Annotated in this window: 29 protein-coding genes and 1 tRNA gene; 14 read left to right on the top strand and 16 right to left on the bottom strand. The window is 39.9% G+C overall.

From position 1 onward, the window contains the following. Positions 1–61: 61 nt before the first annotated feature. The 4 genes from asnS to LU635_RS08255 all read left to right on the top strand — a co-directional run bounded on the left by asnS (position 62) and on the right by LU635_RS08255 (position 4,557). The gene (gene asnS, locus LU635_RS08240) at positions 62–1,504 is read left to right on the top strand and encodes an asparagine--tRNA ligase (RefSeq protein WP_240098042.1); all 1,443 of its coding nucleotides are present in this window, start codon (positions 62–64) and stop codon (positions 1,502–1,504) included. A 4-nt stretch (positions 1,505–1,508) separates the two neighbouring features. After that, the gene (locus tag LU635_RS08245) at positions 1,509–2,378 is read left to right on the top strand and encodes an RluA family pseudouridine synthase (protein ID WP_240098044.1); all 870 of its coding nucleotides are present in this window, start codon (positions 1,509–1,511) and stop codon (positions 2,376–2,378) included. Positions 2,379–2,461: 83 nt separating this feature from the next. After that, positions 2,462–3,919, top strand: coding sequence for an RNA polymerase factor sigma-54 (gene rpoN / locus LU635_RS08250; protein WP_240098046.1), 1,458 nt, complete (start codon positions 2,462–2,464; stop codon positions 3,917–3,919). Continuing rightward, positions 3,919–4,557, top strand: coding sequence for a hypothetical protein (locus tag LU635_RS08255; RefSeq protein ID WP_240098048.1), 639 nt, complete (start codon positions 3,919–3,921; stop codon positions 4,555–4,557). Before rpoN ends, LU635_RS08255 begins: the two co-directional genes overlap by 1 nt. On the opposite strand, the gene LU635_RS08260 is transcribed toward LU635_RS08255, so the two are convergent. The 13 genes from LU635_RS08260 to LU635_RS08320 all read right to left on the bottom strand — a co-directional run bounded on the left by LU635_RS08260 (position 4,520) and on the right by LU635_RS08320 (position 14,123). After that, positions 4,520–5,239 (bottom strand): porin family protein, encoded by a 720-nt coding sequence (locus tag LU635_RS08260; RefSeq protein WP_240098050.1) that lies wholly within the window; start codon positions 5,237–5,239, stop codon positions 4,520–4,522. The genes LU635_RS08255 and LU635_RS08260 overlap by 38 nt on opposite strands. An 89-nt stretch (positions 5,240–5,328) precedes the next feature. Beyond that, complete coding sequence (locus LU635_RS08265) at positions 5,329–5,811, bottom strand: ExbD/TolR family protein (RefSeq protein ID WP_240098052.1); 483 nt, start codon at positions 5,809–5,811, stop codon at positions 5,329–5,331. A 32-nt stretch (positions 5,812–5,843) separates the two neighbouring features. Then, on the bottom strand, positions 5,844–6,452 hold the full coding sequence (locus LU635_RS08270; RefSeq protein WP_240098053.1) for an ExbD/TolR family protein: 609 nt from the start codon (positions 6,450–6,452) through the stop codon (positions 5,844–5,846). 2 nt (positions 6,453–6,454) lie between these two features. Further along, the gene (locus LU635_RS08275) at positions 6,455–6,892 is read right to left on the bottom strand and encodes a hypothetical protein (RefSeq protein WP_240098054.1); all 438 of its coding nucleotides are present in this window, start codon (positions 6,890–6,892) and stop codon (positions 6,455–6,457) included. A gap of 13 nt (positions 6,893–6,905) precedes the next feature. Beyond that, entirely contained in the window at positions 6,906–7,709 is an 804-nt protein-coding gene (locus LU635_RS08280) for a MotA/TolQ/ExbB proton channel family protein (protein WP_240098056.1), read from the bottom strand. A 68-nt stretch (positions 7,710–7,777) separates the two neighbouring features. Continuing rightward, a tRNA-Ser gene (locus LU635_RS08285) sits at positions 7,778–7,865 on the bottom strand. A 67-nt stretch (positions 7,866–7,932) separates the two neighbouring features. Beyond that, on the bottom strand, positions 7,933–8,961 hold the full coding sequence (locus LU635_RS08290) for an asparaginase (protein WP_240098058.1): 1,029 nt from the start codon (positions 8,959–8,961) through the stop codon (positions 7,933–7,935). Further along, entirely contained in the window at positions 8,951–10,087 is a 1,137-nt protein-coding gene (locus LU635_RS08295; protein WP_240098061.1) for a 1-acyl-sn-glycerol-3-phosphate acyltransferase, read from the bottom strand. Before LU635_RS08295 ends, LU635_RS08290 begins: the two co-directional genes overlap by 11 nt. A 49-nt stretch (positions 10,088–10,136) precedes the next feature. Then, entirely contained in the window at positions 10,137–10,904 is a 768-nt protein-coding gene (locus LU635_RS08300) for a TatD family hydrolase (protein WP_240098063.1), read from the bottom strand. Positions 10,905–11,016: 112 nt separating this feature from the next. Then, positions 11,017–11,466: a QcrA and Rieske domain-containing protein gene (locus LU635_RS08305; protein WP_240098065.1), complete on the bottom strand. Its 450-nt coding sequence runs from the start codon at positions 11,464–11,466 to the stop codon at positions 11,017–11,019. A 27-nt stretch (positions 11,467–11,493) separates the two neighbouring features. Continuing rightward, complete coding sequence (locus LU635_RS08310; protein WP_240098067.1) at positions 11,494–12,405, bottom strand: DUF5777 family beta-barrel protein; 912 nt, start codon at positions 12,403–12,405, stop codon at positions 11,494–11,496. Then, on the bottom strand, positions 12,402–12,968 hold the full coding sequence (locus LU635_RS08315; RefSeq protein ID WP_240098069.1) for a YceI family protein: 567 nt from the start codon (positions 12,966–12,968) through the stop codon (positions 12,402–12,404). Before LU635_RS08315 ends, LU635_RS08310 begins: the two co-directional genes overlap by 4 nt. Before the next feature lie 108 nt (positions 12,969–13,076). Further along, a complete protein-coding gene (locus LU635_RS08320; protein ID WP_240098071.1) occupies positions 13,077–14,123 on the bottom strand; it encodes a flavin-containing monooxygenase in 1,047 nt (348 codons plus the stop codon). 90 nt (positions 14,124–14,213) lie between these two features. On the opposite strand from LU635_RS08320, the gene LU635_RS08325 reads away from it, so the two are divergent. Further along, positions 14,214–14,987: a creatininase family protein gene (locus tag LU635_RS08325; RefSeq protein ID WP_240098073.1), complete on the top strand. Its 774-nt coding sequence runs from the start codon at positions 14,214–14,216 to the stop codon at positions 14,985–14,987. A gap of 3 nt (positions 14,988–14,990) precedes the next feature. On the opposite strand, the gene LU635_RS08330 is transcribed toward LU635_RS08325, so the two are convergent. Further along, a complete protein-coding gene (locus tag LU635_RS08330) occupies positions 14,991–15,488 on the bottom strand; it encodes a DUF456 domain-containing protein (RefSeq protein ID WP_240098075.1) in 498 nt (165 codons plus the stop codon). A 116-nt stretch (positions 15,489–15,604) separates the two neighbouring features. On the opposite strand from LU635_RS08330, the gene LU635_RS08335 reads away from it, so the two are divergent. From LU635_RS08335 to LU635_RS08350, 4 genes are read left to right on the top strand one after another with little or no spacing between them, the layout of a single operon-like run. Beyond that, complete coding sequence (locus LU635_RS08335) at positions 15,605–15,967, top strand: BlaI/MecI/CopY family transcriptional regulator (RefSeq protein ID WP_240098077.1); 363 nt, start codon at positions 15,605–15,607, stop codon at positions 15,965–15,967. After that, the gene (locus LU635_RS08340) at positions 15,967–17,547 is read left to right on the top strand and encodes a M56 family metallopeptidase (protein WP_240098079.1); all 1,581 of its coding nucleotides are present in this window, start codon (positions 15,967–15,969) and stop codon (positions 17,545–17,547) included. The genes LU635_RS08335 and LU635_RS08340 overlap by 1 nt, the downstream gene beginning before the upstream one ends. Then, entirely contained in the window at positions 17,540–18,688 is a 1,149-nt protein-coding gene (locus LU635_RS17265; RefSeq protein WP_240098081.1) for a tetratricopeptide repeat protein, read from the top strand. The genes LU635_RS08340 and LU635_RS17265 overlap by 8 nt, the downstream gene beginning before the upstream one ends. Positions 18,689–18,745: 57 nt before the next feature. After that, positions 18,746–19,219, top strand: coding sequence for a hypothetical protein (locus tag LU635_RS08350; protein ID WP_240098083.1), 474 nt, complete (start codon positions 18,746–18,748; stop codon positions 19,217–19,219). Positions 19,220–19,355: 136 nt separating this feature from the next. On the opposite strand, the gene LU635_RS08355 is transcribed toward LU635_RS08350, so the two are convergent. Then, positions 19,356–19,649, bottom strand: coding sequence for a YciI-like protein (locus tag LU635_RS08355; protein ID WP_240098085.1), 294 nt, complete (start codon positions 19,647–19,649; stop codon positions 19,356–19,358). 122 nt (positions 19,650–19,771) lie between these two features. Next, positions 19,772–20,914 (bottom strand): glycosyltransferase family 2 protein, encoded by a 1,143-nt coding sequence (locus tag LU635_RS08360; RefSeq protein ID WP_240098087.1) that lies wholly within the window; start codon positions 20,912–20,914, stop codon positions 19,772–19,774. A gap of 97 nt (positions 20,915–21,011) precedes the next feature. On the opposite strand from LU635_RS08360, the gene ruvC reads away from it, so the two are divergent. The 5 genes from ruvC to LU635_RS08385 all read left to right on the top strand — a co-directional run bounded on the left by ruvC (position 21,012) and on the right by LU635_RS08385 (position 24,525). Then, positions 21,012–21,563: a crossover junction endodeoxyribonuclease RuvC gene (ruvC, locus tag LU635_RS08365; protein ID WP_240098109.1), complete on the top strand. Its 552-nt coding sequence runs from the start codon at positions 21,012–21,014 to the stop codon at positions 21,561–21,563. Positions 21,564–21,634: 71 nt separating this feature from the next. Beyond that, positions 21,635–22,765 carry a radical SAM family heme chaperone HemW gene (gene hemW, locus LU635_RS08370; protein WP_240098110.1) on the top strand — a complete coding sequence of 377 codons (1,131 nt, stop codon included), beginning with the start codon at positions 21,635–21,637 and terminating at the stop codon, positions 22,763–22,765. A 35-nt stretch (positions 22,766–22,800) separates the two neighbouring features. Beyond that, positions 22,801–23,547, top strand: coding sequence for a cyclase family protein (locus LU635_RS08375; RefSeq protein ID WP_240098089.1), 747 nt, complete (start codon positions 22,801–22,803; stop codon positions 23,545–23,547). A 2-nt stretch (positions 23,548–23,549) separates the two neighbouring features. After that, the gene (locus tag LU635_RS08380) at positions 23,550–23,900 is read left to right on the top strand and encodes a DUF4260 domain-containing protein (protein WP_240098091.1); all 351 of its coding nucleotides are present in this window, start codon (positions 23,550–23,552) and stop codon (positions 23,898–23,900) included. A 1-nt stretch (position 23,901) separates the two neighbouring features. Next, positions 23,902–24,525: a DUF4230 domain-containing protein gene (locus LU635_RS08385; protein ID WP_240098093.1), complete on the top strand. Its 624-nt coding sequence runs from the start codon at positions 23,902–23,904 to the stop codon at positions 24,523–24,525. Positions 24,526–24,575: the final 50 nt, after the last annotated feature.

The raw sequence follows: 24,575 nt of genomic DNA on the forward strand, positions 1-24,575 counted from the left end.
TAGCCTGCTTGGTAAGCTTCAGGCTAAAAACTATCTTTGTTTTTTTAAAAATTTGGACTAAATGATACAAGCAAAAATCGCTGAAATACTGGAAAGTGATCAGTTTTTACAGGAATACCATGTTAAAGGTTGGGTGCGCTCTTTCAGGAGCAATCGTTTTATAGCCCTTAATGATGGTTCTACCTTGAAAAACCTTCAGTGTGTTATCGATTTTGAAAATACCGATGAAGAGCTTCTTAAAAGAATAAACGTAGGTGCAGCAATCTCTGTAAAAGGGACCCTTAAGGAAAGTATGGGGAGTCAGCAGCGGGTTGAGATTGAAGTGACTGAACTTGAAATACTTGGAGATGCTAATCCCGAAGAAGTGAAGTTCACTATCCTTTCTCCTAAGAAGCACAGCATGGAAAAGCTTCGCGAGCAGGCGCATCTCAGAGTGCGAACCAATACTTTTGGAGCAGTGATGAGAGTGCGAAGCAAACTGTCTTTTGCCGTTCATAAATTTTTTCAGGAGAAGAATTTCCATTATGTCAATACCCCCATAATCACCGGGAGTGATGCAGAAGGAGCGGGAGAAATGTTCAGGGTTACTTCTCTGGATTTGAAAAATCCGCCAAAAAATGAAGATGGCAGCATCAATTACAAGGAAGATTTCTTCGGAAAAGAGACGAATCTCACGGTATCCGGTCAGCTGGAAGCGGAAGCTTTCGCCATGGGGCTTGGGCAGGTCTATACTTTTGGGCCTACCTTCAGGGCTGAAAACTCTAACACTTCCCGTCATCTTGCTGAATTCTGGATGATCGAGCCGGAAGTCGCTTTTTGTGACCTTGACGGAAATATGGATCTGGCAGAAGAATTCATCAAATATGTACTTAAATATGTGATGAGACATTGCAAGGAAGATCTTGAATTCCTTGCCGAAAGACAGGCCAGTGAAGATAAACTGAAACCCAAGGCCGAACGAAGCGATATGAGCCTTCTGGAGAAGCTTAATTTTGTGCTTGATAACAATTTTAAGCGGGTAAGCTATACTGAGGCTATCGAGATCCTTAAGAATTCGAAGCCGAACAAGAAGAAGAAATTCAACTATATCATTGAAGAATGGGGTGCCGATCTTCAAAGTGAACATGAAAGATACCTGGTAGAGAAGCATTTTAAATCTCCGGTGATCCTTTTTGATTACCCGGCCAGCATCAAGGCTTTTTATATGAGACTGAACGAAGACCAGAAGACGGTAAGAGCCATGGACATCCTTTTCCCGGGAATTGGAGAGATCGTTGGCGGAAGTCAGCGTGAAGAGCGTTTAGAGGTTCTCAAAGAAAAGATGGAGGCACTCGATATTTCTGAAGAAGAGCTTTGGTGGTACCTTGATACGCGTAAATTCGGCACCTGTGTACACAGTGGTTTCGGTCTAGGTTTTGAAAGACTGGTACAGTTCACCACCGGGATGACCAACATCCGGGATGTAATTCCTTTCCCCCGTACACCGCAGAACGCCGAATTTTAGATTTTTGAAAATAATTGAATCGCATATTGTTCCTGCAGTCTCTGATAAAATTAGATTGCAGGAATATGCGGTTTCCATCTTTACCTCCATCCCTACCCGCAGTGGGATCAAAAAAGCCATAAAAAAAGGTCTTATCCTTATAAATGGCAAAAAAGCTCACACAGCAGACTGGATCAAAGAAGGCCAGAAAATAGAGCTTCTAAAACCAGATACTTCAGAAACCAAAGTCTTTAAATTAAAATTAGATGTCCTATTTGAAGATGAACATCTGGCCGTAATCCACAAACCACCAGGTTACCCAACCAGTGGAAACTACTTTAAGACCATCCAAAATGCCCTGCCCTATAATTTGGAGCCTTCAACAGCCCTGGATGCTCTGGCCTCCCCTCTTCCCGCCCATAGATTAGACAATCCCACTTCAGGAATATTGCTTTGTGCAAAAACAAGGAAGACCCTTACCGGACTACAGGAAGCCTTTGCGAAAAAAAAGATAGTAAAAACCTATTATGCACTGGTAAGAGGTGAAATTACTTCTCCAGTTGAGATATCTTCAGACATTCATGGTAAATCGGCCGTGACTAACATAACACCCAAAGAAATTTTTCAAATAGAAAAGGAAAAATATACTTTGGTAGAAGTGAATCCGTTAACAGGTAGAACACACCAAATAAGAATACATTTGGCAAGAATTGGCAACCCTGTAGTTGGAGATGTTGAATATGGAGACGAAGAAACAGGTTATTTCAAAGGAAAAAGCCTATACCTGTTTGCCGTTAAGATCTCCTTTTCTCACCCTCTGACTCAGGAGACCCAGAATTATAAAATCCGGCTCCCTAAAAAATTGAGAAGTCTTAAATACTACAGGCTACGTTAACAAAATTTTACCACAAACACGGGTCGTGCCAAAGCGAGTATGGTCTGGATTTTCCTTATTTTTGTTAGAGAAGCAAATGCAATATGCTAAAGCAACAATTAAATCTTAAACTATCTCAAAAACTGTCTCCTCAGCAAATCCAACTGATGAAACTGATTCAGTTACCTACCCAGGCATTTGAACAGAGGATCAAGGAGGAGTTGGAGGAAAACCCTGCCCTGGAGGATGGCAAGGAAGAGAGGATAGATGAGTATGATGATCTCAGTAATGAGAATAATGAAGATGATTATGACAACGAGACCATAGAGACAGAGATCGATGTTGATGAATATCTTAGCGATGACGAAATTCCCAGTTACCGGCTTCAGACAAATAATTATAGCCCCGATGATGACGATAAGCAGGTTCCTTATGCCGCAGGAACTTCCTTCACCCAACATTTAAAGACACAGCTTAGCACTTTCAGGTTTGATGAGACAGAACAACAGATAGCTGAATTTCTAGTAGGAAGCGTTGATGAGAGTGGCTATATAAGACGAAGTGTTCAGGACATTGTGGATGACCTTGCATTCACCCAGAATGTCTATACAGATGAGGAGCTCGTGGAAAAAGTACTTCAGAAAGTACAAAAACTGGATCCAGCGGGAGTTGGTGCTCGTAGCCTGGAGGAATGTTTACTCCTTCAGTTAAAAAGGAAAGAGCCCACAAAACAGGTGACGCTTGCCAAGGATATTATTGAAAGATCTTTTGATCACTTCAGCAAGAAACACTATAAAAAACTGCTTTCCAGACATGATATAAGCGAAGATGAGTTACGTGATGCCATTGAGGTAATAGAGCATCTTAATCCCAAACCGGGAGGTGCATATTCCGGTAATACACGCATAGTTGAGCATGTAATTCCCGATTTCACTATTAAGATCGAAGATGGAGAACTTCAACTTAGCCTGAATGGAAGAAATGCACCAGAAATGCATATCTCAAGGGATTACAGCAATATGCTTAAAGGCTACAAAGAGTCTAAGGAGAAGACCAAAGCCCAGAAAGATGCGGTAATGTTTATCAAGCAGAAACTGGATGCCGCCAAATGGTTTATTGAGGCTATCAAGCAACGCCAGCAAACATTGATGGTGACCATGAGCTCTATCATGAATTATCAAAAGGAATATTTCCTTACCGGGGATGAGCGTAATCTCAGACCTATGATCCTGAAAGATATCGCTGATGAAATAGAAATGGATGTCTCCACCGTTTCTCGTGTTGCCAATTCTAAATATGTGGATACCCCTTACGGCACAAAACTTATCAAAGAGTTTTTCTCCGAATCGATGAAAAACGACCAGGGTGAGGATGTATCTACAAGAGAGATTAAGAAGATCCTTGAAATGTCTATTGAAGAGGAGAATAAAAGAAAGCCTCTTACCGACGAAAAACTGGCCAAGGTATTAAAGGATAAAGGATACCCGATAGCGCGGAGAACGGTGGCCAAATACAGGGAACAACTTGATATTCCCGTAGCAAGATTACGCAAAGAAATTTAATGAAATTAATACTTAAGCTTGCCTCCTACTTATTCCATCCGTTATGGATGCCTTTTGCCGGAAGTCTTTTTTACTTCCTGTTTATTCCACGTTATTTTCCCGGGGAGATTATCAAGGCTAAACTGCTGGCCATTGCTATCATAACGATTTTTATTCCCGTGGTCTTCCACTTCTTATTGAAAAACCTGGGCAAGGTGCGCAACATATTCCTGGAAAAAGTAGAGGAAAGAAAATGGCCCCTTTTTTTCTTTGTGTTATTAAGCTTTATGGTGCTCAACCAGATTCTTAATATATACAATTATCCTGGTCTTTATTATTACTTCGTAGGCATCCTGATATCTTCTGTGATCACTTACATTCTAACCTGGTTCAGGATAAAACCCAGCCTGCATATGGTAGGCATGGCCGGCCTTTTAATGTTCGTGGCAGGCTTCTGTATCTATTTCCGCCTGTACTTCATCTATACGATAAGTTTTCTGATCATTGCAACAGGTCTTACCGCATCATCCCGGCTATATTACAAAGCTCATTCAAACTGGGAAATAGTGCTTGGATTACTCACCGGACTAATTCCTCAATTAGTAGTATTTAACTTCTGGTTTACAGAATATAGAATGTCAGACCTATTTTTAAGGTAGAAAGCCCGAGTTCCTTTTCATCTACCGTAGAATCCTTAAAGAAAGGATTGAACGCATAATAGAATTGGAAATTAAAGGTATTATATCCGAAAGTGAAAGTAGTTCCAAGGCGAAAACGATTCAACTCTGAAAGGTCAGTTATAACAACCTGTGTATCCTGATCTTTATAATTACTTCTGAAACTATAAATATACCCCAACCTTAAACCCGTATATATTCGCCAGAATTTATACGTTTCGGGGCTTGAAGTACGCCACCGAAACTCTATTGGAGCCTCTACGAGTTGCGTGGTAAAACGATTCGTTTCGTAATCCTCATTATCTTCTAAACTCCTATAAAGAGTATTGCCTTCCTGATCTTTTCCAATGAATAAGTTCTGCCCGTAACTGTTGATAGACCAACCTATGCCAAGACCCAAAGCTATATTCCTTCTTTCATTCAAAGGAAAATCCCTGATAAAACCCAGATGCAAACCACCGGAAAAACTTTCCTGTGAGATTGTAGATGGTTTATTGGTAACCAGGTTAAAACTAAAACCTACATAAAATTGATCTTCCCTGTAAAGACTATCCAGGGAAAAGGGAATGGTATCTGGTATCTTATAGCGATCCTCATTTTCCTGGGCCTTCATAAAAAGCGGAAAAAGAACTATAAGTATAGCAAGGTATTTTTTACACTTCATTAGCCTTTATAATCTGAAGTCTAAATATAAAAAAACATCCTGTCTGATTTTACCCAGACAGGATGCTTTATATAATTAAATCGAAAAGATTAGTCAACGTTTTGCATCGCATCTCCAACTACTACAGTGTAGTTGATCTTAAGCGCTTCAGCCTTTCTTAATTCCTGTTTAATATCTGAAACAAGTCCCATGTTGGTCTCCTCGTCAACTTTAAGTGCCGTTGTAAGGTAAGGAATCAATTCTTCCCTTTTTGATTCACGCTCAGAGTAAATGAACTGCTGAACTTCTTCAATACTGGCAAACTTATCGTTTAACTGGATACGGGCTTCGTTTCCATATTGTGCTCTATATCTCTGGCTTGGTTTCCCGGCATAGATATACATGATCAAATCTTTCTTATCAAGTTTTTCAACCTGATCAGCGAACGGTAATTTATTTTCTACCATCAGGGTATTCTGACGCATTACCGTAGCCACCATAAAGAAAAACAGAAGCATGAAAACGATATCGGGTAAAGATGCCGTACTAATAGCAGGCAGATCTCCAGATTTTTTCTTTTTAAATTTAGACATAATTAAAGTCGTTTTCGGTTTTTAAAGCTCTATTAGCTTGTTGGTTCGGCTTCAGATAACTTTTGCGGGATCATATCGGTAATCACATCGATCTTTTCCTTTAGTGCATCTTTATCACCATTATAGTTTGGATCGTTGTAATTCTTCTCCATCTGCGTAAAGGTCGTTCCATACATACGCTGGGCTTCACGATCTCTAAGCTGATTGTAAGCAGCCACAAGTTCATTTTGTACAGCGATATATGTACCGTATTCTGTTCCCCGGTTATTCACCAGTGAAATAATAGCCTTTTGAGGGTTCACAGAAGAATTTGGATCTTTAGCACCCTGGCAAAAGCTACAAGCTTCGTCCCCTGTACCAGCTCCGTTATCTAGGAACTCTACAGCAGCTTCCCGTAGTTCAGAAAGCTCCATCTCTTCATCTTCTACAAGTAACTGATTGTTACTATTCACCAATACTGTAAAGATGTTACGTTGTTTAATAACCGGTGGCTCCACGTCTTCAGGCTGCCATGGCGGCAATTTTCTACTTATCCCGCTATCTGTTTCAATGGTAGTCGTTACCAGGAAAAAGATTAAAAGCAGGAAAGCTATATCTGCCATGGACCCAGCGTTCACTTCCGGTGCTGATCTCTTTGCCATAATTATTTAGCCAATTTTTTAATTCCTGAGAATATCATTGATGCAACGGCAATTCCGGCCAGGATGTAGAAGGTAACTAAACCTGCTCCCACCCAGTGATCTCCAGATGCTGAAAGCATACTACCGTCTTTCAATTCTCTTGCAGTACCATCACTTAATAAGTAAGCAATAGCTATAATCAATAAAAATGATCCTACTGCAATTATTGTGGTCTTAATACTGCCTCTAAATAAACCTACTATCACAAATATTGCCACTAACACAATAACTGCAAGTAAGACCAGGTAAGCAATCCACATATATGGATCCAGATGACTGGCCTGAAGGTCTGCCGAGGCTTTAATGGCATCGTCACCGGTAGCGATAATCCTTCCAAGAAAGATCATTCCTACCACACCAATAACAAGTGCCAGATATTTTAATATTTTATGTAAGGTCATAATTTACTTTGTCTTAGATTCTTTTTTTATTCTTGTAAGCTACTAACATATCGATAAGCAGGATAGACGCGTCTTCCATATCGTTTACGATACTGTCTATCTTAGCGATAATATAGTTGTAGAAAATCTGAAGAATAATCGCAACAATCAAACCAAATACTGTAGTAAGAAGTGCTACCTTAATACCTCCTGCCACAAGTGATGGCTGCATATCTCCTGCTGCCTCAATACGGTCAAAGGCCTGAATCATCCCGATTACAGTACCCATGAATCCAAGCATAGGAGCAAGTGCGATAAATAAAGAAACCCAAGATACGTTCTTCTCAAGTTGCCCCATTTGAACACCTCCGTAAGCAACAACTGCTTTTTCAGCAGCTTCGATGCTTTCATCTGCTCTGTCAAGACCCTGATAGTAGATGGAAGCAACAGGTCCTTTTGTATTTCTACAAACTTCTTTAGCTGCTTCAATTCCACCACTATTTAAAGCGTCCTCAACATTTTGAGCAAGTTTTCTGGTGTTAGTTGTGGAAAGGTTTAAAAAGATAATTCTCTCAATGGCGATTGCCAGGCCAAGAATTAAACATAGAAGAACGATTCCCATAAAGACAGGACCTCCCTCGATGAATCGCTTTTTAAGTTCCTGGTGGAAACCAAGTTCTTCTTCTTCAAGTTCATCACCGGCTGCGGCTTGTTCGTCGTCTTGGACAAAAGTCACAATCGTTCCTGGCATTGTATTCGCGCTGTTAGCCGCCTTTAGATTATAGGCCCCAAGAACCGTAATCGCGGCGATTACCAAAATAGAAAATAATCTTTTCATTACTGTTTGTCTTAATTTAATTAGTTAAAGGGTTAAAGATATAAATTATTTTTAATAAAAACACTTAGCAGAGAGGAAGGGATTCGAACCCTCGATACGCTTGTGACGTATACACACTTTCCAGGCGTGCGCCTTCGACCACTCGGCCACCTCTCTGTTTCTCTGTTCGGGGCGGCAAATAACAAAAAAAAAACATTCCCGTCAAGTAAGAAGCCATTAATTTTTAAGTCATTTCGCCTCGCAAAGAGGTTTCAAAGATAGTTTTAAATACTTTTGGGGATAGATCTTTCCCTAGTAAATACATCAATTTTGATACCGCGGCCTCTGTGGTAATATCCTTTCCGGAGACCACTCCTATCTTTTTTAATCCCACGCTGGTCTCATATTGCCCCATCATAACACTCCCCGCCACGCACTGGGTCACATTCACTATTTTCAAACCATTCCTGATCTTCTCTCTTAGAATATCAATAAACCAGGTATCATTTGGAGCGTTTCCGCTACCATAAGTTTCCAGTACCACCCCCTGAAGATTTTTCTTGGACAGGATGTGTTCTACTGTACTTTCACTGATTCCCGGAAACATCTTTAGCACAAGTATCTCATCATTAAAACCCGTATGTAATTTCCTCTTCTGTTTTGGATTAGGCTTCCAAAGTGCCTTGTGATTCACTGAAAGGTATACACCCGACTCCACCAGCGGCGGATAATTCATAGAAGCAAAAGCCTGAAAATGTTCGGCATTGAGCTTGGTAGTCCTGTTGGCGCGATAAAGCTTATATTCAAAATATAAACCAACTTCAGATATCACCGGTTTTCCATTCTTTTGAAGTCCTGCAATCTGAATACTGGTAATAAGGTTTTCCTTTGCATCTGTCCTAAGATCTCCAATGGGTAATTGAGAGCCTGTGAATATCACAGGTTTGGTGAGATTCTCGAACATAAAGCTAAGCGCTGAAGCCGTATAAGACATGGTATCGCTTCCATGCAACACCACAAAGCCGTCATAATCATCATAATTCTCAGCGATTATGTTGGCAATCTTAAACCAGTACACCGGATTCATATTGGATGAATCTATAGGCTCCTCGAAACTTAAGGTCTCTATTTCATGTTCCAGGATCTTAAGCTCCGGGATATTCTGCAGGAGTTCGTCAAAATTAAAAGCTTTCAGGACACCGGTATCATAATCCTTTATCATACCAATTGTTCCACCCGTATAAATTAGAAGTATCCTGGCCTTATTCTTCATCTAAAGAAATTTTATTGATCACGGGATTCGCATACATCAATAAATAACTGTTCAGAGCAAGTGGATTTTTCACATCCACCCTTCGGCTTATTCGTCTCTCGAATTTTCTTTTTTCCTTTTCTGAATAATTATCGGCAAACCTTTCTTCGTTCTTGAGAAGATCATAGGCGATATAATTCGCCGGCCATAATTTGAAATTTCTGTAAATAGCCCGATCTATAAGCTTAGCCACTTCCTTTAACTGGTCGTTCACCGAAAGTTCCTTTCCCCTGATCTCTGTAAAATCTTCTTGAGTGAGCACTTTCCCGGCATTTAGCTGAATTCGCCCTTTCTGCCCCATAGCCCCCTGCATGATACTGTTGAAGTCTTCATTGGCAGTCTTTTTGTATTCTTCCTTCATTCTTTTTGCAAGAACTTCGGGCATCTTCAGCATATCGGTAGGGTCAAACTCATAAGAAATGGCCACAGGCACAATCTTAAGTTTTGAGAAATAGTCCAGAATATCAGTCTTGCCTTTGGCCATTGCCAGCATTTTGAGCACTCCCTGTTGGGTAAAGTCATTTCCATCTTTGGTTCTACCTTCTCGCTGAGCCATCCAAACTGACCGGCCTTCATCCATCAACAGGTGTCGAATATATTCAGAAAGCTTCATTGAGCTTTTCAGCATTTCCCTGGGAGACTGATTTCTAAGCACCAGAAAGTTACGATTAAGTCTGGACAGGGCCATTAAAAAAGGCTTCTGCACCAGATTATCCCCAATGGCCGATGCCGTCATAACCAGGTCATGATTATATAAGGTATAATTGATAAGCGAGGTATCAAGGATGATATCCCTGTGATTGGAAATAAAAAAATAAGACTCAGAAGAGTCTAGTTTATCAAAGCCATTATCGGTCAGGCCATCGCTGGTTCTCTCCAGGACCTTCTCCACGCTCAGGTAAATTACCCTGGTTTGAAAATCCTCTATGGAATTACAGGTCATTACAATCTCCTCTATCTCTCTGAATTTCAGATCAGGAAAAGTAAACTTCAGTAAGGCCTTGATCATAGGATGTCGCACATACTCCCGCAAGGCAACATTCACCTCCTTTGCGTCATAAAATCTTATATCATCAAAATTTTGCACCTATACCTCAATTATTTTAACAAATGAACAAAATTTCTGATTAACAACTTTAAATTCCAAATATTTCCTTTGAATTTGCGGTGGTTATTTTCGCAACTTCCTCTAGACTAATATTATAAAGATCGGCCAGTTTTTCAACAACTTTTAAAAGATAAACGGGATCATTTCTTTTACCGCGATATGGCTTGGGAGCCAGGTAAGGAGAATCTGTCTCCAAAACAATATTATTGATAGGTATCTGACCAAGGAATTTATCAATACCTCCATTCTTAAATGTTACCACCCCGCCAATTCCCAGCTTCATATTATAGGAAAGAGCCTTTTCTGCCTGTTCATGTGTTCCGGTAAAACAATGAAAAATCCCAAATAACTTCTCATCTTTTTCCGATTCCAGGACTTCAAATATCTCATCAAAAGCTTCCCTGCAATGGATAGCTATTGGAAGATCATATTTCTTTGCAAGCTGAATCTGCCTTTTAAAGGCTTTCTTTTGAATATCCAGGGTCGACTTATCCCAGTAAAGATCTATTCCTATTTCTCCCACCGCATAGAATTCTCTTTTCTGAAATTCTGCTTCAACATGGTTCAGCTCTTCTTCATAATTTTCCTTAACATGCGTAGGATGAAGCCCCATCATTAAGAAGATATTTTCAGGGAAGCTTTTCTCCAGCTCATACATTCTCTGCGTATATTCAGAATCTATGGCCGGAATAAAAAAGCGTTTGATATCATTTTCAATCGCCTTTTTAATTACTTCATCCCGATCATCATCAAAGGCTTCACTATATAAATGAGTGTGGGTATCGGTTATTATCATAAATGCAAAAGTAAGAGAAGATTGCTGAATGATAAAAGAGACGAACTTAAAAACCAATACATGTCACCCCAGAAATATTCTGAATTTATGAAAACCCACTAAAAAAACAGTATCAACTCACAGTGGCAATGAGATTTCCATTACTAATACTAATGGCGTAGACTTTCAGGTCTCTCGTAGTTCCAGCTGCATTCTGAGGTCCCCTAATGGTATCACCATCGGATTCATATCTCGAAAAATGTAACTGGCATTCTATATAACCATTTTCCTGCTCCCATACCAACTGTCCTCCCTGGTGCGGACAAACAGCTTCGGTAGCTACAAAATCACTGGTGGTCTGCCCCTCTCCTATCCTAAAAAAGAGCACTCCGCTCTTGGTGGTTTGAGCCCCCACCTCACTTAAACCGGACAGACTTACACTTACCGTGGTAGGCCCTCCATTGCCCGGTGGCTGAGTACCACCGCCATCATCGCCAGAACTACAACTGGCGAGCATGCAGGATCCGGAACACATTAATAACACTCCTTTTCCCGTAGAAATTAAAAATTCTCCTCTTTTCATAATGGTGATATTTAGTTAGGTGATATTTTAATAATCATTTCTTTCTTTAGGTCCCAGGTTGAAATTCCTTGATATCGCAAACCCAAATCTCACTCCACCATCAGACCAGCTTTTGGTAGTATTCGGAATAAAGTTGTTTGCAGTGATATACCGGGAATTCTGGAAATTCAGACTAAAAACATGTCCACCCGTTTCGATCTCAACTCCCACTCCAAAAGGATTATGATAATCGGTCTGTAGATCATCGGGTCTGCTCAAACCATTTACGAAGGTATAATCAGTGATTATGGAAACCCGTTTAAGTATCTTAAAACGTCCTCCAATTCCCAGGACAAAAAGATTTTGCTCATCACCCACGTCCTGCACCTGTGCTTCCGGCCTCAAAAAATAGCCGGGACTAAGCAAAAAGGAAATTCCCGGCGTGAATTTCCTGGCTATTATGACCTGAAAGAAATGATTAATGCGATCTCCCTCATCCTGAAATTCATTATTTGAGAACGGCTCCCGGGTGATCCAGCTACTCTGTCCAAATAAGGTTACAGAAAAAGGCAATCCTTCCTCTTCCTGCCACAGTAACCTGTATTTAACAAGAGCACTATAAGATTCATTGAACTTGCTTCTTCCAATTCCTACCGTAAGCTCATCGGTAATCCCATAATCAAAACCTAAATAAAGATCTGTTGCAAAATCGAGTCCGTATAATGTATGAGAACTTCCAAATTCCCCACCAATATCACCAAACCTGTGGCCAACCCAGAAGGCAAGATTCTTTGCCTTTTGAGTCTCATTTGTTTGAAGAAGCACCAGCCGGGGACTTTTAAATGTCGCCTGGGTCTTATAATCTTTTTGTTCTGAAATGTTTGCCATAATGCTGTCTACATCCTGAGCACCGACAAACCCATAAATCATGATAAAAAGAAAGAGTAATATTTTTTTCATTGGGATATGATTTTAAATTCAGCTTTGACAAATACATCTACTACCTCGGCAATATTCTGCCATAATATTTTAGGAATCTTAATATCGTGGTCTTTACATTTAACCTTGAACTCAGAATTAAGAGACATAATTTTTCCATCACTGCTCATTTGTATCGTTACCGGCAGCTCTCTTTGGTCACTCACACCATGCACCGTAAAAGTTCCTTTAAAAATCACTTTCTGGGGCCTGGTAGAGGAAATATCTATCTCTTTTGTGCTTTTCCCCTTAAAGATGGCATCGGGAAATCTTTCGCTTTCCATGTAATTTTCGTTGAAATGCTCCTGCATCAATGCCTTATCAAAACGAAAAGATCTCATTTTCACCTTAAAGGAAATATCGCCATTGTCAGAATTAATAACCGAGACTCCTTCCTTTGAAATTGCTTCAATATCCTCGACAGGTGCTGAAGAGTAGAATCGCACAGAAGCAGAAGTGGTTTGATAAAACTGTGCACATACAGGCTGGGAGCAAATTATGCTAACCAGAAGGGGAATAATTATATAGGATAAAACCTTATTCATTTGTACCATATAAAAAATAAAAAAGGTATAGTTTTGCTCTATACCTTAATAAATTTACATAATATATGTTAAATTCTAAATACTTATCCTGATTTTTAACTTTTATATTTAATTGTTATCCAGTTCAGAAATATAATTATATAAATATCTTGCATCCTTTTTTATTCCTCCAAGAGTAGCTGATCCTCTGGTATGCAGCCATGGAAGGCCTATAAAATACAAGCCTTCTATATTACTAACTCCCCTGTAGTGGTTAGGATAACCATCTTTTGATAGTTCAAGCCCTTCTATCCAGTTAAAATTAGGCCGGTAACCGGTAGCCCAGATTATATTTTTCAGATCATCGATTTTTTTCTTTTCCGTAAAGATCAGGTCTCCTTCAGCATTTTTTGTTTTCCCAACGGCTTCCACATTCTTCCTTTTCAATATACCCTTTACATCTGTACCAATAACCGGCTGCCTTGATCTACTCAGCCTTCTCCCTAACCAGGTATCGCGGCTAAAGCTAAGGAAGCCTATTTTTGTAAACCACCACCACAATGTTTTTCCCAGGATTTCCTGGGGTAGGACCTTAACATCTGTAGTACCGGAAAAATAAACCTGTCTATCGTCTTGGGAGACCTCATCAAGGATCTGAAATCCGCTGTCTCCGGCTCCAACCACCATAGCCTTGCCTTCCTGCAACTGCGAAGGGTTTTTATAATAATTACTATGTATCTGGAAAATATTCTCATCTATCTTTTTAGAGAAAGGCGGAGTATAGGGAATATGAAAAGGTCCGGTTGCGATCACCACATTCCTGGACAATAGGTCTCCTTGCGGACTCTTAAGCACGAAATGGTCACCTTCGTGAGAAATATTCTCAATAAGTGTGTTCAGCCGAAAGGGAATCTTAAATTTATCCACGTAATTCCTGAAATAATCGGCAACCTCGGTCTTAGATGGATAATGGCCTTTTTCAGCGGGAAATTCCATGCCGGGCATATTGTTGAATTCAGATGGAGTAAATAGGGTAAGCGAATCCCAACGGTTGAGCCAGGAAGCTCCGATTTCACTTTCCTTGTCCACAACCAGATAATCCACATTTAATTTATTCAGGTAATAGGCCATAGCCAAACCAGCCTGAGCTCCACCAACAACAATAAAATCAAGCATTCTACAGAATTTATACAAAAATAAGATTATAAACGGGCAGGCCTAAATCTTTTAAACTTCATTATTTTAGTGCAACCATAAAACACGATCATGAAAAAAGCTATAAGACCTTATGTACTTGCCGAAACTAACTGGAAACAGGTGAAAAACGAGAATTACAGCACCGCGGTCCTGCCCTGGGGAGCTACAGAGGCTCATAATTATCATCTTCCCTATGCCACCGATAATATCCTTGCAGAAGAATCGGCCATACAGGCTGCGGAAATCGCCTGGAAGAATAAGGCAAGACCAATCGTCTTACCTACCATCCCTTTTGGGGTGAATACAGGACAGATAGACGTTAAACTATGTATGAATATGAATCCGAGCACCCAGTATGCAGTTCTTAAGGATATTGTCCAGGTACTGGATCACCATAAAATTCAAAAGTTTGTAATCATAAATGCTCATGGCGGAAATAATTTTAAGCAAATGATCAGGGAATTGAGTCTGGACTTCCCGAAGGTTTTCATCTGTACCCTGAACTGGTGGCAGGCTACCAATGCTAATGAATTCTTCCAGGAACCGGGAGATCACGCAGGCGAACTTGAAACCTCTGCAGTAATGCATTTAAAACCTGAGTTATGCCTGCCTTTGGAGGAAGCAGGAGAGGCCCAGGCAAAATCTTTCAAATTAAAAGGATTAAAAGAAGGCTGGGTAAGCACTCAAAGAGAATGGACCAAAGTAACAGAAGATACCGGAGTTGGCAATCCAAAAGCAGCTTCCGCAGAAAAAGGAGAAAGATTCTTTAGGAAAACGACAGAGATTATAGCAGGTTTCCTTCAGGAATTGCATGAGGCCGATCTGGAAGATCTATATGAATAGGTTTCAAAAAATGATCTCTTTATAGCTCCAGAACTGATAAAGAAATAAGATCAGAAAGGCAAAAGTAACTATGAACTCCATAAAGCTGGAAGCCAGTAGTCCTATAAATGAACCGAAGGCTGCTTTCCCGGCAGTTCGGGAACCGCTTTTGTTCAGGATCTCCCCTATAAATGCCCCCAGAAAAGGACAGATAAGAATAGCAAATGGAAAGGGAGCAAAGATCCCGATTATTAAACCAATGGTCGCACCGATCATCCCTTTACGGCTTCCCCCAAACTTCTTCGTTCCCAATGCCGGCACAATAAGATCAAGTATATAAATAAGAATGGTAACGCCCAGGGTAATACCAAGAAACAAATAATTGAGACCTATTCCGGGGATTAAATAAAAGATTAGCAAACCAATCCAGCTAAGCGGAACACCAGGCAGAACAGGCAGAACGCTTCCGGCCACCCCTAGCAGCATAAATATTCCGGCTACTATAAATAAGATAATTTCCATTCATTCAGATTTATAACGACAACGAAGATAAACAACTTAATCATAATTTATTAACTAAATTATTAGTTTAAACTAATTTTTTAGTTTATATTAGCACCAATAAATTCATCATTGTCATGAAACAACTTACCAAAGCCGAAGAAGAGATAATGCAGATTCTTTGGGAATTAAAAGAAGCAAATGTTGCCGGGATCATCGAAGAAATGCCTGAACCCAAGCCGGCTTACAATACGGTTTCCACAATTGTACGCATCCTGGAAAATAAAGGTTTCGTCGATCACCGGCAGAAAGGAAAGGGTTATATATATTTTCCTGTACTGGAAAAAGAAACCTATAGCAACCAAAGTATCACCCAGCTTATGGACAATTATTTCAACGGTTCTTTTAAGAGCATGGTAAGCTTTTTCATGAAGAAGAATGATCTGAGTGCACAGGAGCTTGAAAGCATTATGAACGAAATTAATAAAAACGAAGACTGATGTTACATTATTTTTTACAGGTCCTCTTCTTTCAGCTGTTATTCCTAATGGTTTATGAAATGTTTTTGAAAAAGGAAACCTTTTTTAATTACAATAGAGCCTATCTGCTCTTAACGCCTGTTCTTGCTTTTATAATCCCATGGTTACGACTTGAATTTCTAGTGGAGGCCGTTCCGTCAAACGCCAGGATCGTTCTTCCGGAAATTATCACCCGGGATCCTGTTATTTACACTCAGAATTTACCTTTGATTGTGATAAACGCTCAAGGTGGATGGGAGCCAAACTGGTGGTTCATTACTTATGCTATAGGTGCGCTTATAAGTTCCATTCTATTTTTCAGGAAATACAGTTATCTTAAAAATCTATTCCGATCCGGAAGGAAACTAAAGGAAGAAAATTTAAGGATCGTGGAAGTTCCTGATTCTGCTATTGCTTGTACATTTTTCAATACTGTTCTTCTGGGGGATCAGCTTTCAGAAGAAGAAAGACATCAAATACTGGCTCATGAGCTCGTACATGTCGAACAAAAACACAGTTACGACCTTATCTTCTTTGAAATAATGAAGATCCTCTTCTGGTTTAATCCCCTGATCTATATCTACCAGTCAAGGATCGCAGGACTTCACGAATTCATTGCAGATAGTGAGGTTGTGAAAAAAATTCCAAAGAAGACCTATTTCGAGCAAATGCTGAATAGTGCTTTCAGTACAAAAGATATTTCTTTCACCAGTCAATTTTTTAATCATTCATTAATCAAAAAACGAATCATCATGTTACAGAAAGACAAATCCAGATCCATTACGAAATTTAAGTTCCTGGTCATCATCCCGCTAATGCTCGCCATGCTCACTTATGTGGCCTGTTCAGAAAATACCACTGAAATCGGCGCAACTGATTCCAGTATTCCAGAGTTTGGTTATACGCTGACAAAAGGGAAAGAAATGACCACTCAAAATAAAGCTGCTCATACAAAATATGAAGACTTCCTTTTAAATAATCCAGATTATGTGAGTTGGGCAACTATAGAAGCTGACCAGATAACCTATTCTATACATCCGGCAGGTGAGGAAGTACCTTCAGGCTATCGTAAAATGGAGGTTAGTTTTCCTGATGGAGATTCTTATATCATGTACATGAACTTACAACCTGGCTCCAGTGAAGAGAAACGCCCACATGACATGAAGCCGATAAAAATTGATAATGACCTGGCCTCACAGAAAGAGGTTCCTTTTGGTTTAATAGACCAGGTCCCTGTTTTTCCTGAATGTAAAGGTCTTGCCTCGGGCGAAGAACAAAAAGACTGCGTGAGCAGAAAAATTTCAATGTTCGTAAACAAAAACTTCGACACCTCATTAGGAAAAAAGCTTGGGTTGACCGGAATAAACAGAGTAATCGTACAATTTAGAATTGATGAAACCGGCAATATTACCGATATCAAATCCCGTGGACCACACCCTGAACTTGAAAGGGAGTCTGAAAGAGTGATTGCCAGTCTTCCTAAAATGGAACCGGGAAAACATCGCGGCAAAAAGGTTAGCGTTATGTATTCTTTACCAATAGCATTTAAAGTAGGTGAGTAGAGTAACTTTAATCATACTTTGTTTCATTTTTTTTCGGGTCGAGGTCGGGGCCCAGACTCCGGTTTTATCTGTCGCCGACAGCCTTGCTGCGGTAGGGAGCCACCATGAAGCCATTCAGCTTTTGGAAAATATTGAAACAAAGAATGAGAGAATCTACCTGAAACTGGCACAATATCAACAAGCAAAGGGATTGGATGCTAAAGCTTTGAAGAATTACAGGAAAGTACTGGATATGAATCCTGACAGAATACTCACTGCAATAGATTACGGGGAATTACTTATTGAAACCGGTAAGCTAAAAGAAGCTGACAGCCTGTTTGGACGTCTGGTCGATAAATATCCCCGGAATGCCAATTTTCAGTATAGAATGGGACTTATCAGGGAAAGGCAGAAAGATAAAATGGCGGAGCATTTTTATTATCGCGCCATAGGACTGGATTCAACTCACCAGGCTGCAATTTATAAAGTTGCCAGGACCCATATGAGACGTAACAAATTCAGTAATGCGATAGAGTTAAGTCAAAAAGGTCTTCAAGCAGCACCAAACAATGTATCGCTTTTATCCATCCTGGCCCAGGCCTATTCTGTTTCCAGTCAGTATGAAAAGGCCATTCCGGTTTATGAAAATTTGATTGACCTGGGAGAGGAATCTGAATTCATTTATGACAGACTGGGCTTTGCCTATTACAGGACAGGTGACCTGGCCATGGCCGCGGAAAATTTTAAGAAGTCACTGGACCTCGAAGACCGGAACAGCGCCACTCATTACAATCTAGGCAAGATCTATAATCAGCTGGGAGATCCGGAAAAAGCAGAACAGCATCTTTTAATGTCCATCCTCATTAAAAAACAACCGGTGGATGCGGAATTCTTAAGTCTTGGACTTACCTATAAAAAAATGAAAGATTATAAAAAGGCGCTCAATTACTTTGAAATGGCCCTGGAGGAGAACCCGGATAACGAAAGAGCACTGCTGGAAAGGGCGATTGCGGCCGATGCTTTTTTTGAAGATAAAAAATCTATACTGAATTATTATCGCGATTATCTGGACCGGTACAAAGACATTGGCAACGCACAAATGATCGCAATGTCAGAATACCGTATAAGCGAACTTAAAAAGGAGATACATCTTTCTGAATAGTATTTTTTCCTAAGCTGCTATATTTCACTATTTTTGAAATCCGTAAGCGGATTGTCAATGAGAAAATCTTTACTGCCTGTACTAATTCTTATCATCGCTTCCTGCAACTTTGAAACTAAAAAGATCTCTTCAGAAGAGGTTTTGGAGCAGGAGAGTCGTTCCCTTAACTGGAAGGAAGTAGATGAGTATCCTGCATTTGAAGAATGTAAGAATAAAACCGAGCTAACCGCTGCGAAAAATTGCTTTGAAAGTAAGATTGCCAGGACTATTTATTCATTTCTAGCCAGTCAGCAGCCCGTAGTGACCGAAAGCATCAATGACACACTTTATATTTATCTGGAAATCACTAAAGAGGGACAGCCACAAATAGATTCTGTAAAGGTAGATACCACCATAACCAATCAACTCCCCGATATTGAAAAATGGCTACGGCAAAGTATAGACTCACTTCCAAAGATCTATCCTGCCAGCAAACGGGGGATCCCGGTTTCAACAGTATTTAAGATGCCCATAGTAGTGAAAGCGGAATAAATGGAAGTTAGAATTTGGAAGTACGAATTACGAATGTCATCTATAGACTACTTCTCCCGATAGCGACCGGGATCGTATTGACTCGTATAAGTCATTCCGAGGCTCAGCCGAAGGAATCATCTGTTTGATTAATAACTTAGTCGTTCTCAAACTTACTTCCCACAACTGCGTTCCACTTTCTCACCTTCCATTCTTTGATGAGTCCGTTTTTAACATAAGGATCGTTTTTAGCAAAAGTACTTGCAACATTATCATCTTGCCCCCGAAAAACAAGAACTGCCTGATCAGCCGGCTCATCAAGGGCCCCTCCCAGCACGAGGTCTCCGTTTTGAGCCGCTTCCTTAGCCAGGCCAAGATGTTCTGCTCTGTATTGCCCACGTTCCTGGAGGTAATTATCTGTTAATTCATAAAAAAGTATATAATAATTCATATTAAGAGTTTTTATTTATAAAGGCTTCCTAATTATTGAGACTGCTTCGTTTCACTCGCAGTGACATTAAATGTCATTCCGAGCAAAACGAAGGAATCTCGATTTTCCATTCTCAATTATCCCTATTTCCTGAATCTTCTGCCTTTCCATTCGTAACCGTTAAAAAGTGAAAGCCCTGCAACATACACAGAAAAGAAAGGGTACACAATACTGCACCAAAAGTAACTTCTCATCAGGTTTTCTCTTTTAAAAAACTTCGCCGCCTTGTAGATCAGGATAAAATCAGCATTGAATTTGAGTAAAAAAGCAAGCATTACATACTGATAGGATATAACTTCTAAAAAAGCGAGACCGGCGTAGAGGATCAATAATAGATTCATCAGAAAAACTATGATTCCCGTAAACCTTCCAAATGAGCTTTTATAGGCTGATGCCTTGGCCGCCCAGCGGAGCCTTTGGTTTATTAGTCCACTTAAGTTTTTCTGTAACCTGGTAAGAACAATTAGTTCTTCCGATTTCAAAAAAGATAGCTTCAGACCTTTCTTATTTAACTTTTGAAGCAGAAAAACATCATCCCCACTGGCAATATTTTCATTTTCGGAAAAACCGGAATTATTCAAAAACGCATTTTTATCGTAACACAGGTTCGCAGCATTACACATAAATTGCTTTTCAATACCAAAGCTACCTACGGTGGTAGACTGAAGACTCATAAAATCCATTTCTTCGAAACTATTGAATAGGGCTTTCTTCTTTCCTGCTCCCTGAATAAATCCCACCGGACCGGCAATAAGTTTAGAACCTTTCTCGAAAATTTCCTGATCAAAGCCCCGAAGCCAGTTTGGCGGAACTATGCAATCGGCATCTGTAGTCACAATAAAATCAAAATCAGACGAATTTATGGCAGTGTACACAGCATCTTTCTTTGGCGAAACCGATCTTCTGATATTCTCCAGAATTTTGACCTTCATTTCCGGAAAGTTCTTTTGAAATTCTTCACATAATATTTTGGACTGATCCTGTGATTCATCATTCACAAGGATGATTTCAAACTTATCCAGAGGATAATGCAATCCAGAAAGTGATTTGAAAAGACCCGGAAGGTTTTCAGCCTCATTTCTATATGGCACTATAATGGTGAAGCCTGTTTCCGCATTAAGCTTCTTTAAGTTAAAATCGGGCAGTCTTTTCCAGCCATAGATCAGGCTCGCTATTAAACCCAAATAGCCGGCTGTTACAAGCACAAGGAAAATAAGTAAAAGCATGACCGCTTAGTTTAATGCTGCCAAAGCAGAATTATGTAGCTTTGTGAAAGTCCCAAATTAGGAATTTTTAGTGAGCAAATCTTCGGAAAAATCAGTTTTGAAAAGCGAAAAGATCATTCTTGGAATCGATCCCGGAACAACGATTATGGGTTTCGGTCTCATTAAGGTCGAAAACAAAAAGATGAGTTTTATCCAGATGAATGAACTTCAACTGAGTAAATACAAGGATCATTATGTAAAGCTAAAGCTGATCTTTGAACGAACGATCGAATTGATAGACAATTATCATCCGGACGAGATCGCGATCGAGGCTCCATTCTTTGGAAAGAATGTCCAGTCTATGCTAAAACTGGGAAGGGCCCAGGGAGTTGCCATGGCAGCAGGGCTTTCCAGACAGATCCCGATAACAGAATATCTTCCTAAAAAGATAAAAATGGCGATCACCGGGAACGGAAGTGCCAGCAAAGAGCAGGTAGCTAAAATGCTTCAAAGTCAGCTTAACATTGGTAAACTTCCAAAAAACCTTGATGCCACCGACGGACTTGCCGCAGCGGTTTGCCATTTCTACAATTCGGGCAAAACTGATATTGGAAAAAGCTATACCGGCTGGGATGCTTTTGTTAAGCAGAATCCGAATAAAATTAAATAATGAGACAATTTGAGAATTCGAAAATTTGAGAATTAGATTTTCAAATTGAATAATTTTCAAATCTTCAAATGATGAGCGGAATCTATATACATATCCCCTTTTGCAAACAGGCCTGTCATTACTGTGATTTCCATTTCTCGACTTCAACAAAGAAAAAATCACAACTGGTTGAAATGTTAGGCCGTGAACTTGTATTGCGAAAAAATGAACTGGATCCTGAAGAAATTGAAACCATTTATTTTGGTGGTGGCACCCCTTCCCTGCTGAACAAAGAAGAACTTGAGCATATCTTCCAGACGATCTTTGAAAATTTTAAAGTATCTGAAAATGCGGAAATCACCCTGGAAGCAAATCCGGATGATCTTACACAAGAGAAACTGAAAATGCTAAGTGAGTCGCCTATTAACAGACTGAGCATTGGAGTACAGTCATTTTTTGAGGAAGACCTGCAATTGATGAACCGGGCTCATAATTCAGATGAAGCATTGAGTTCATTAAAACATGCAAAGCGATATTTCGATAATATCTCCATTGATCTTATTTACGGAATTCCGGGACAGTCAAACGAACAGTGGAAAGAAAACCTTCAGACTGCTCTTGATTTGGGAATCCCACATATTTCAAGTTATGCCCTCACGGTGGAACCAAAAACGGCATTGGAAAAGTTCATAGAAAAAGGCAAAGTGCAACCGGTAGATGATGATCAATATCGTGAGCAATTCGAGATTTTGGTCAATACACTAACATCGAATGGTTTTGAGCATTATGAATTCTCTAATTTCGGAAAACCTGGTTATCACTCACGTAACAATATGGGTTACTGGATGGGAAAACCATATCTGGGAATAGGACCTTCGGCTCATTCTTTTGACGGAAATTCCAGGAAATGGAATATCAGCAATAATACACTCTATATAAAATCGATGGAAAAGGATCAGATTCCGCAGGAATCCGAAACACTTTCCATTACCGACCAGTACAATGAATTTGTAATGACCCGTCTGCGAACCAAATTTGGGGTGGAATTGAAAGACCTCCAGGAGCAATTTGGTGAGAAATATGTATCACATTTCCTTAAGAATTCGGCTAAATTTCTCAAAGACGATCTTATGAAAAAAGAAAATGAATCTTTTCATATTACTCAGAAAGGCAAATTCCTGAGTGATGGTATAGCTTCAGAACTTTTTCATATTGATAAATGAAAAATCATAAATTTGTGCTGACCAATCTAAATTAAATGCTTGCTACTATCAGCCATAATGGCAATTCCTATAATATCGATTTTTCCCGTCCCCTGGATATTTCAATCAGTCTTCGGGGTGATAATAAAAATCCCATGGCTTGGTATTTAAAACATCCGGAAATAACACCGGTACAGGATGGAAATTTTATAGGAAAGGTTAGCGAGGGTTCTTCGGTGAACTTCAACAATATCTGGTTCAACCCACATGCGCATGCGACGCATACCGAATGCGTGGGCCATATCAGCAATAATTTCCATAGCATTCAGCAGCATTTAAAAACTTTCTTTTTCAAGGCTAAACTAATTTCGGTAGAACCCGAGAAAAAAGGAAATGATCTGGTGATCACTAGGAAGATGATCGAAAACATAATGGGCAAGGTTAATTTTGAGGCACTAATTATAAGATCCCTGCCAAACTATATCGGGAAGATCTCAAAATATCATTCAAATTCTAACTGGCCCTATATTGAAGAAGAAGCGGCAGCCTTTCTTCGCGAAAAAGGGATCAAACATCTGCTAACCGATCAGCCATCGGTTGATAAGGAAAAGGATGGTGGAGAATTATTAGCTCATAAAGCTTTCTGGGATTATCCTAAGAACACTCGCTTTGACGCCACGATAACTGAACTTATTTATGTTCCCAACAAGATCGAAGATGGAGATTATTTTCTAAGCCTTCAGCCGGCTTCCTTCGAGAATGATGCGGCTCCCTGTAAGCCGGTACTTTATAAAATACTTTAAAAATGAATGTTGTACTAAAACTGGAAGAACTGGCCATGCTGCTTTTGGGAGTCTGGGCCTTCAGTATCCTCGATTATAGCTGGTGGTGGTTTGTAGCCCTGTTTTTTGTTCCCGATATTGGGATGCTGGGATATGTGGTAAATAAGCAAATTGGAGCCTTCTCCTATAATATCTTTCATCATAAAGGAATTGCTATCGGTATCGGGCTTTTAGGAATTCTCACGGGGAATGAAGCATTGCAAATAGCAGGAATTATCCTTTTTGCCCATTCCGGTTTTGATCGTATGCTTGGTTATGGTCTCAAATACGAAAAAGGTTTTAAATTTACCCATCTTGGGGAAATAGGAAAATAATATGGAATTACTTTTTATAGGATTGGCCGTAGGTGCTGTAGTGGCTTATTTCATTTTCGCGCGTTTTAACAGGGAACGCTCAAGAATGAAGACCAGCGAACAGTCGGTTGTTCTTATGGATAAGATCAAAAGCGTTTGTAAGTTCATCACGGTAGAAGGTGACTTTTCTGAGATCTATCATTATGAGAATATGAAAGAAAAGTACCTAAGCCTTTTCCTAGGGAAGAAAAAGGCTATCGTGCTGGTAAATGCCAAAGCACATGTAGGTTTCGATCTCAGCAAGATCCGGATGGAAAGTGATAACCAGCATAAGAAAATCATCCTGACCAATTTCCCACAACCGGAATTGCTAACGGTAGAAACCGATTTTAAATATTACGATAAACGAGAAGGCTGGGCAAACCCCTTTACAACCTCAGACCTTACAGACATAAATCGTGACGCGAAAAAGCATATTGTGGATAAGATCCCCCAGAGCGGACTCCTGGATAAGGCCCGAAAGGAAGCTTTAGACACCATATTGCTGATGGAAAAGATTGTGGAAACAATAGGCTGGAAGCTTGATTATACGGCTTTGACCATTGAAAGCAAGGAACCTAACAGGATAAAGGAACAGAAAACCTGAGATTCCTCACCCGAATCATCGGGTTCGGAATGACTCTATTCTGTTAAGTC

Origin of the sequence: Christiangramia crocea (genome assembly GCF_022410465.1) — a bacterium.
GTDB classification, from domain to species: Bacteria; Bacteroidota; Bacteroidia; order Flavobacteriales; family Flavobacteriaceae; genus Christiangramia; species Christiangramia crocea.

Coding starts and splice junctions, on each gene's coding strand:
- hemW (WP_240098110.1), top strand. CDS start 21,635: ATGAGCGGAATCTATATACATATCCCCTTTTGCAAACAGGCCTGTCAT.
- LU635_RS08255 (WP_240098048.1), top strand. CDS start 3,919: ATGAAATTAATACTTAAGCTTGCCTCCTACTTATTCCATCCGTTATGG.
- LU635_RS08350 (WP_240098083.1), top strand. CDS start 18,746: ATGAGAAAATCTTTACTGCCTGTACTAATTCTTATCATCGCTTCCTGC.
- LU635_RS08315 (WP_240098069.1), bottom strand. CDS start 12,968: ATGAATAAGGTTTTATCCTATATAATTATTCCCCTTCTGGTTAGCATA.
- LU635_RS08265 (WP_240098052.1), bottom strand. CDS start 5,811: ATGTCTAAATTTAAAAAGAAAAAATCTGGAGATCTGCCTGCTATTAGT.
- LU635_RS08375 (WP_240098089.1), top strand. CDS start 22,801: ATGCTTGCTACTATCAGCCATAATGGCAATTCCTATAATATCGATTTT.
- LU635_RS08330 (WP_240098075.1), bottom strand. CDS start 15,488: ATGGAAATTATCTTATTTATAGTAGCCGGAATATTTATGCTGCTAGGG.
- LU635_RS08300 (WP_240098063.1), bottom strand. CDS start 10,904: ATGATAATAACCGATACCCACACTCATTTATATAGTGAAGCCTTTGAT.
- LU635_RS08290 (WP_240098058.1), bottom strand. CDS start 8,961: ATGAAGAATAAGGCCAGGATACTTCTAATTTATACGGGTGGAACAATT.
- LU635_RS08305 (WP_240098065.1), bottom strand. CDS start 11,466: ATGAAAAGAGGAGAATTTTTAATTTCTACGGGAAAAGGAGTGTTATTA.
- LU635_RS08360 (WP_240098087.1), bottom strand. CDS start 20,914: ATGCTTTTACTTATTTTCCTTGTGCTTGTAACAGCCGGCTATTTGGGT.
- LU635_RS08385 (WP_240098093.1), top strand. CDS start 23,902: ATGGAATTACTTTTTATAGGATTGGCCGTAGGTGCTGTAGTGGCTTAT.
- asnS (WP_240098042.1), top strand. CDS start 62: ATGATACAAGCAAAAATCGCTGAAATACTGGAAAGTGATCAGTTTTTA.
- LU635_RS08260 (WP_240098050.1), bottom strand. CDS start 5,239: ATGAAGTGTAAAAAATACCTTGCTATACTTATAGTTCTTTTTCCGCTT.
- LU635_RS08310 (WP_240098067.1), bottom strand. CDS start 12,405: ATGAAAAAAATATTACTCTTTCTTTTTATCATGATTTATGGGTTTGTC.
- LU635_RS08335 (WP_240098077.1), top strand. CDS start 15,605: ATGAAACAACTTACCAAAGCCGAAGAAGAGATAATGCAGATTCTTTGG.
- LU635_RS08320 (WP_240098071.1), bottom strand. CDS start 14,123: ATGCTTGATTTTATTGTTGTTGGTGGAGCTCAGGCTGGTTTGGCTATG.
- LU635_RS08355 (WP_240098085.1), bottom strand. CDS start 19,649: ATGAATTATTATATACTTTTTTATGAATTAACAGATAATTACCTCCAG.
- LU635_RS08340 (WP_240098079.1), top strand. CDS start 15,967: ATGTTACATTATTTTTTACAGGTCCTCTTCTTTCAGCTGTTATTCCTA.
- LU635_RS08280 (WP_240098056.1), bottom strand. CDS start 7,709: ATGAAAAGATTATTTTCTATTTTGGTAATCGCCGCGATTACGGTTCTT.
- LU635_RS08270 (WP_240098053.1), bottom strand. CDS start 6,452: ATGGCAAAGAGATCAGCACCGGAAGTGAACGCTGGGTCCATGGCAGAT.
- LU635_RS08325 (WP_240098073.1), top strand. CDS start 14,214: ATGAAAAAAGCTATAAGACCTTATGTACTTGCCGAAACTAACTGGAAA.
- rpoN (WP_240098046.1), top strand. CDS start 2,462: ATGCTAAAGCAACAATTAAATCTTAAACTATCTCAAAAACTGTCTCCT.
- LU635_RS08275 (WP_240098054.1), bottom strand. CDS start 6,892: ATGACCTTACATAAAATATTAAAATATCTGGCACTTGTTATTGGTGTG.
- LU635_RS08380 (WP_240098091.1), top strand. CDS start 23,550: ATGAATGTTGTACTAAAACTGGAAGAACTGGCCATGCTGCTTTTGGGA.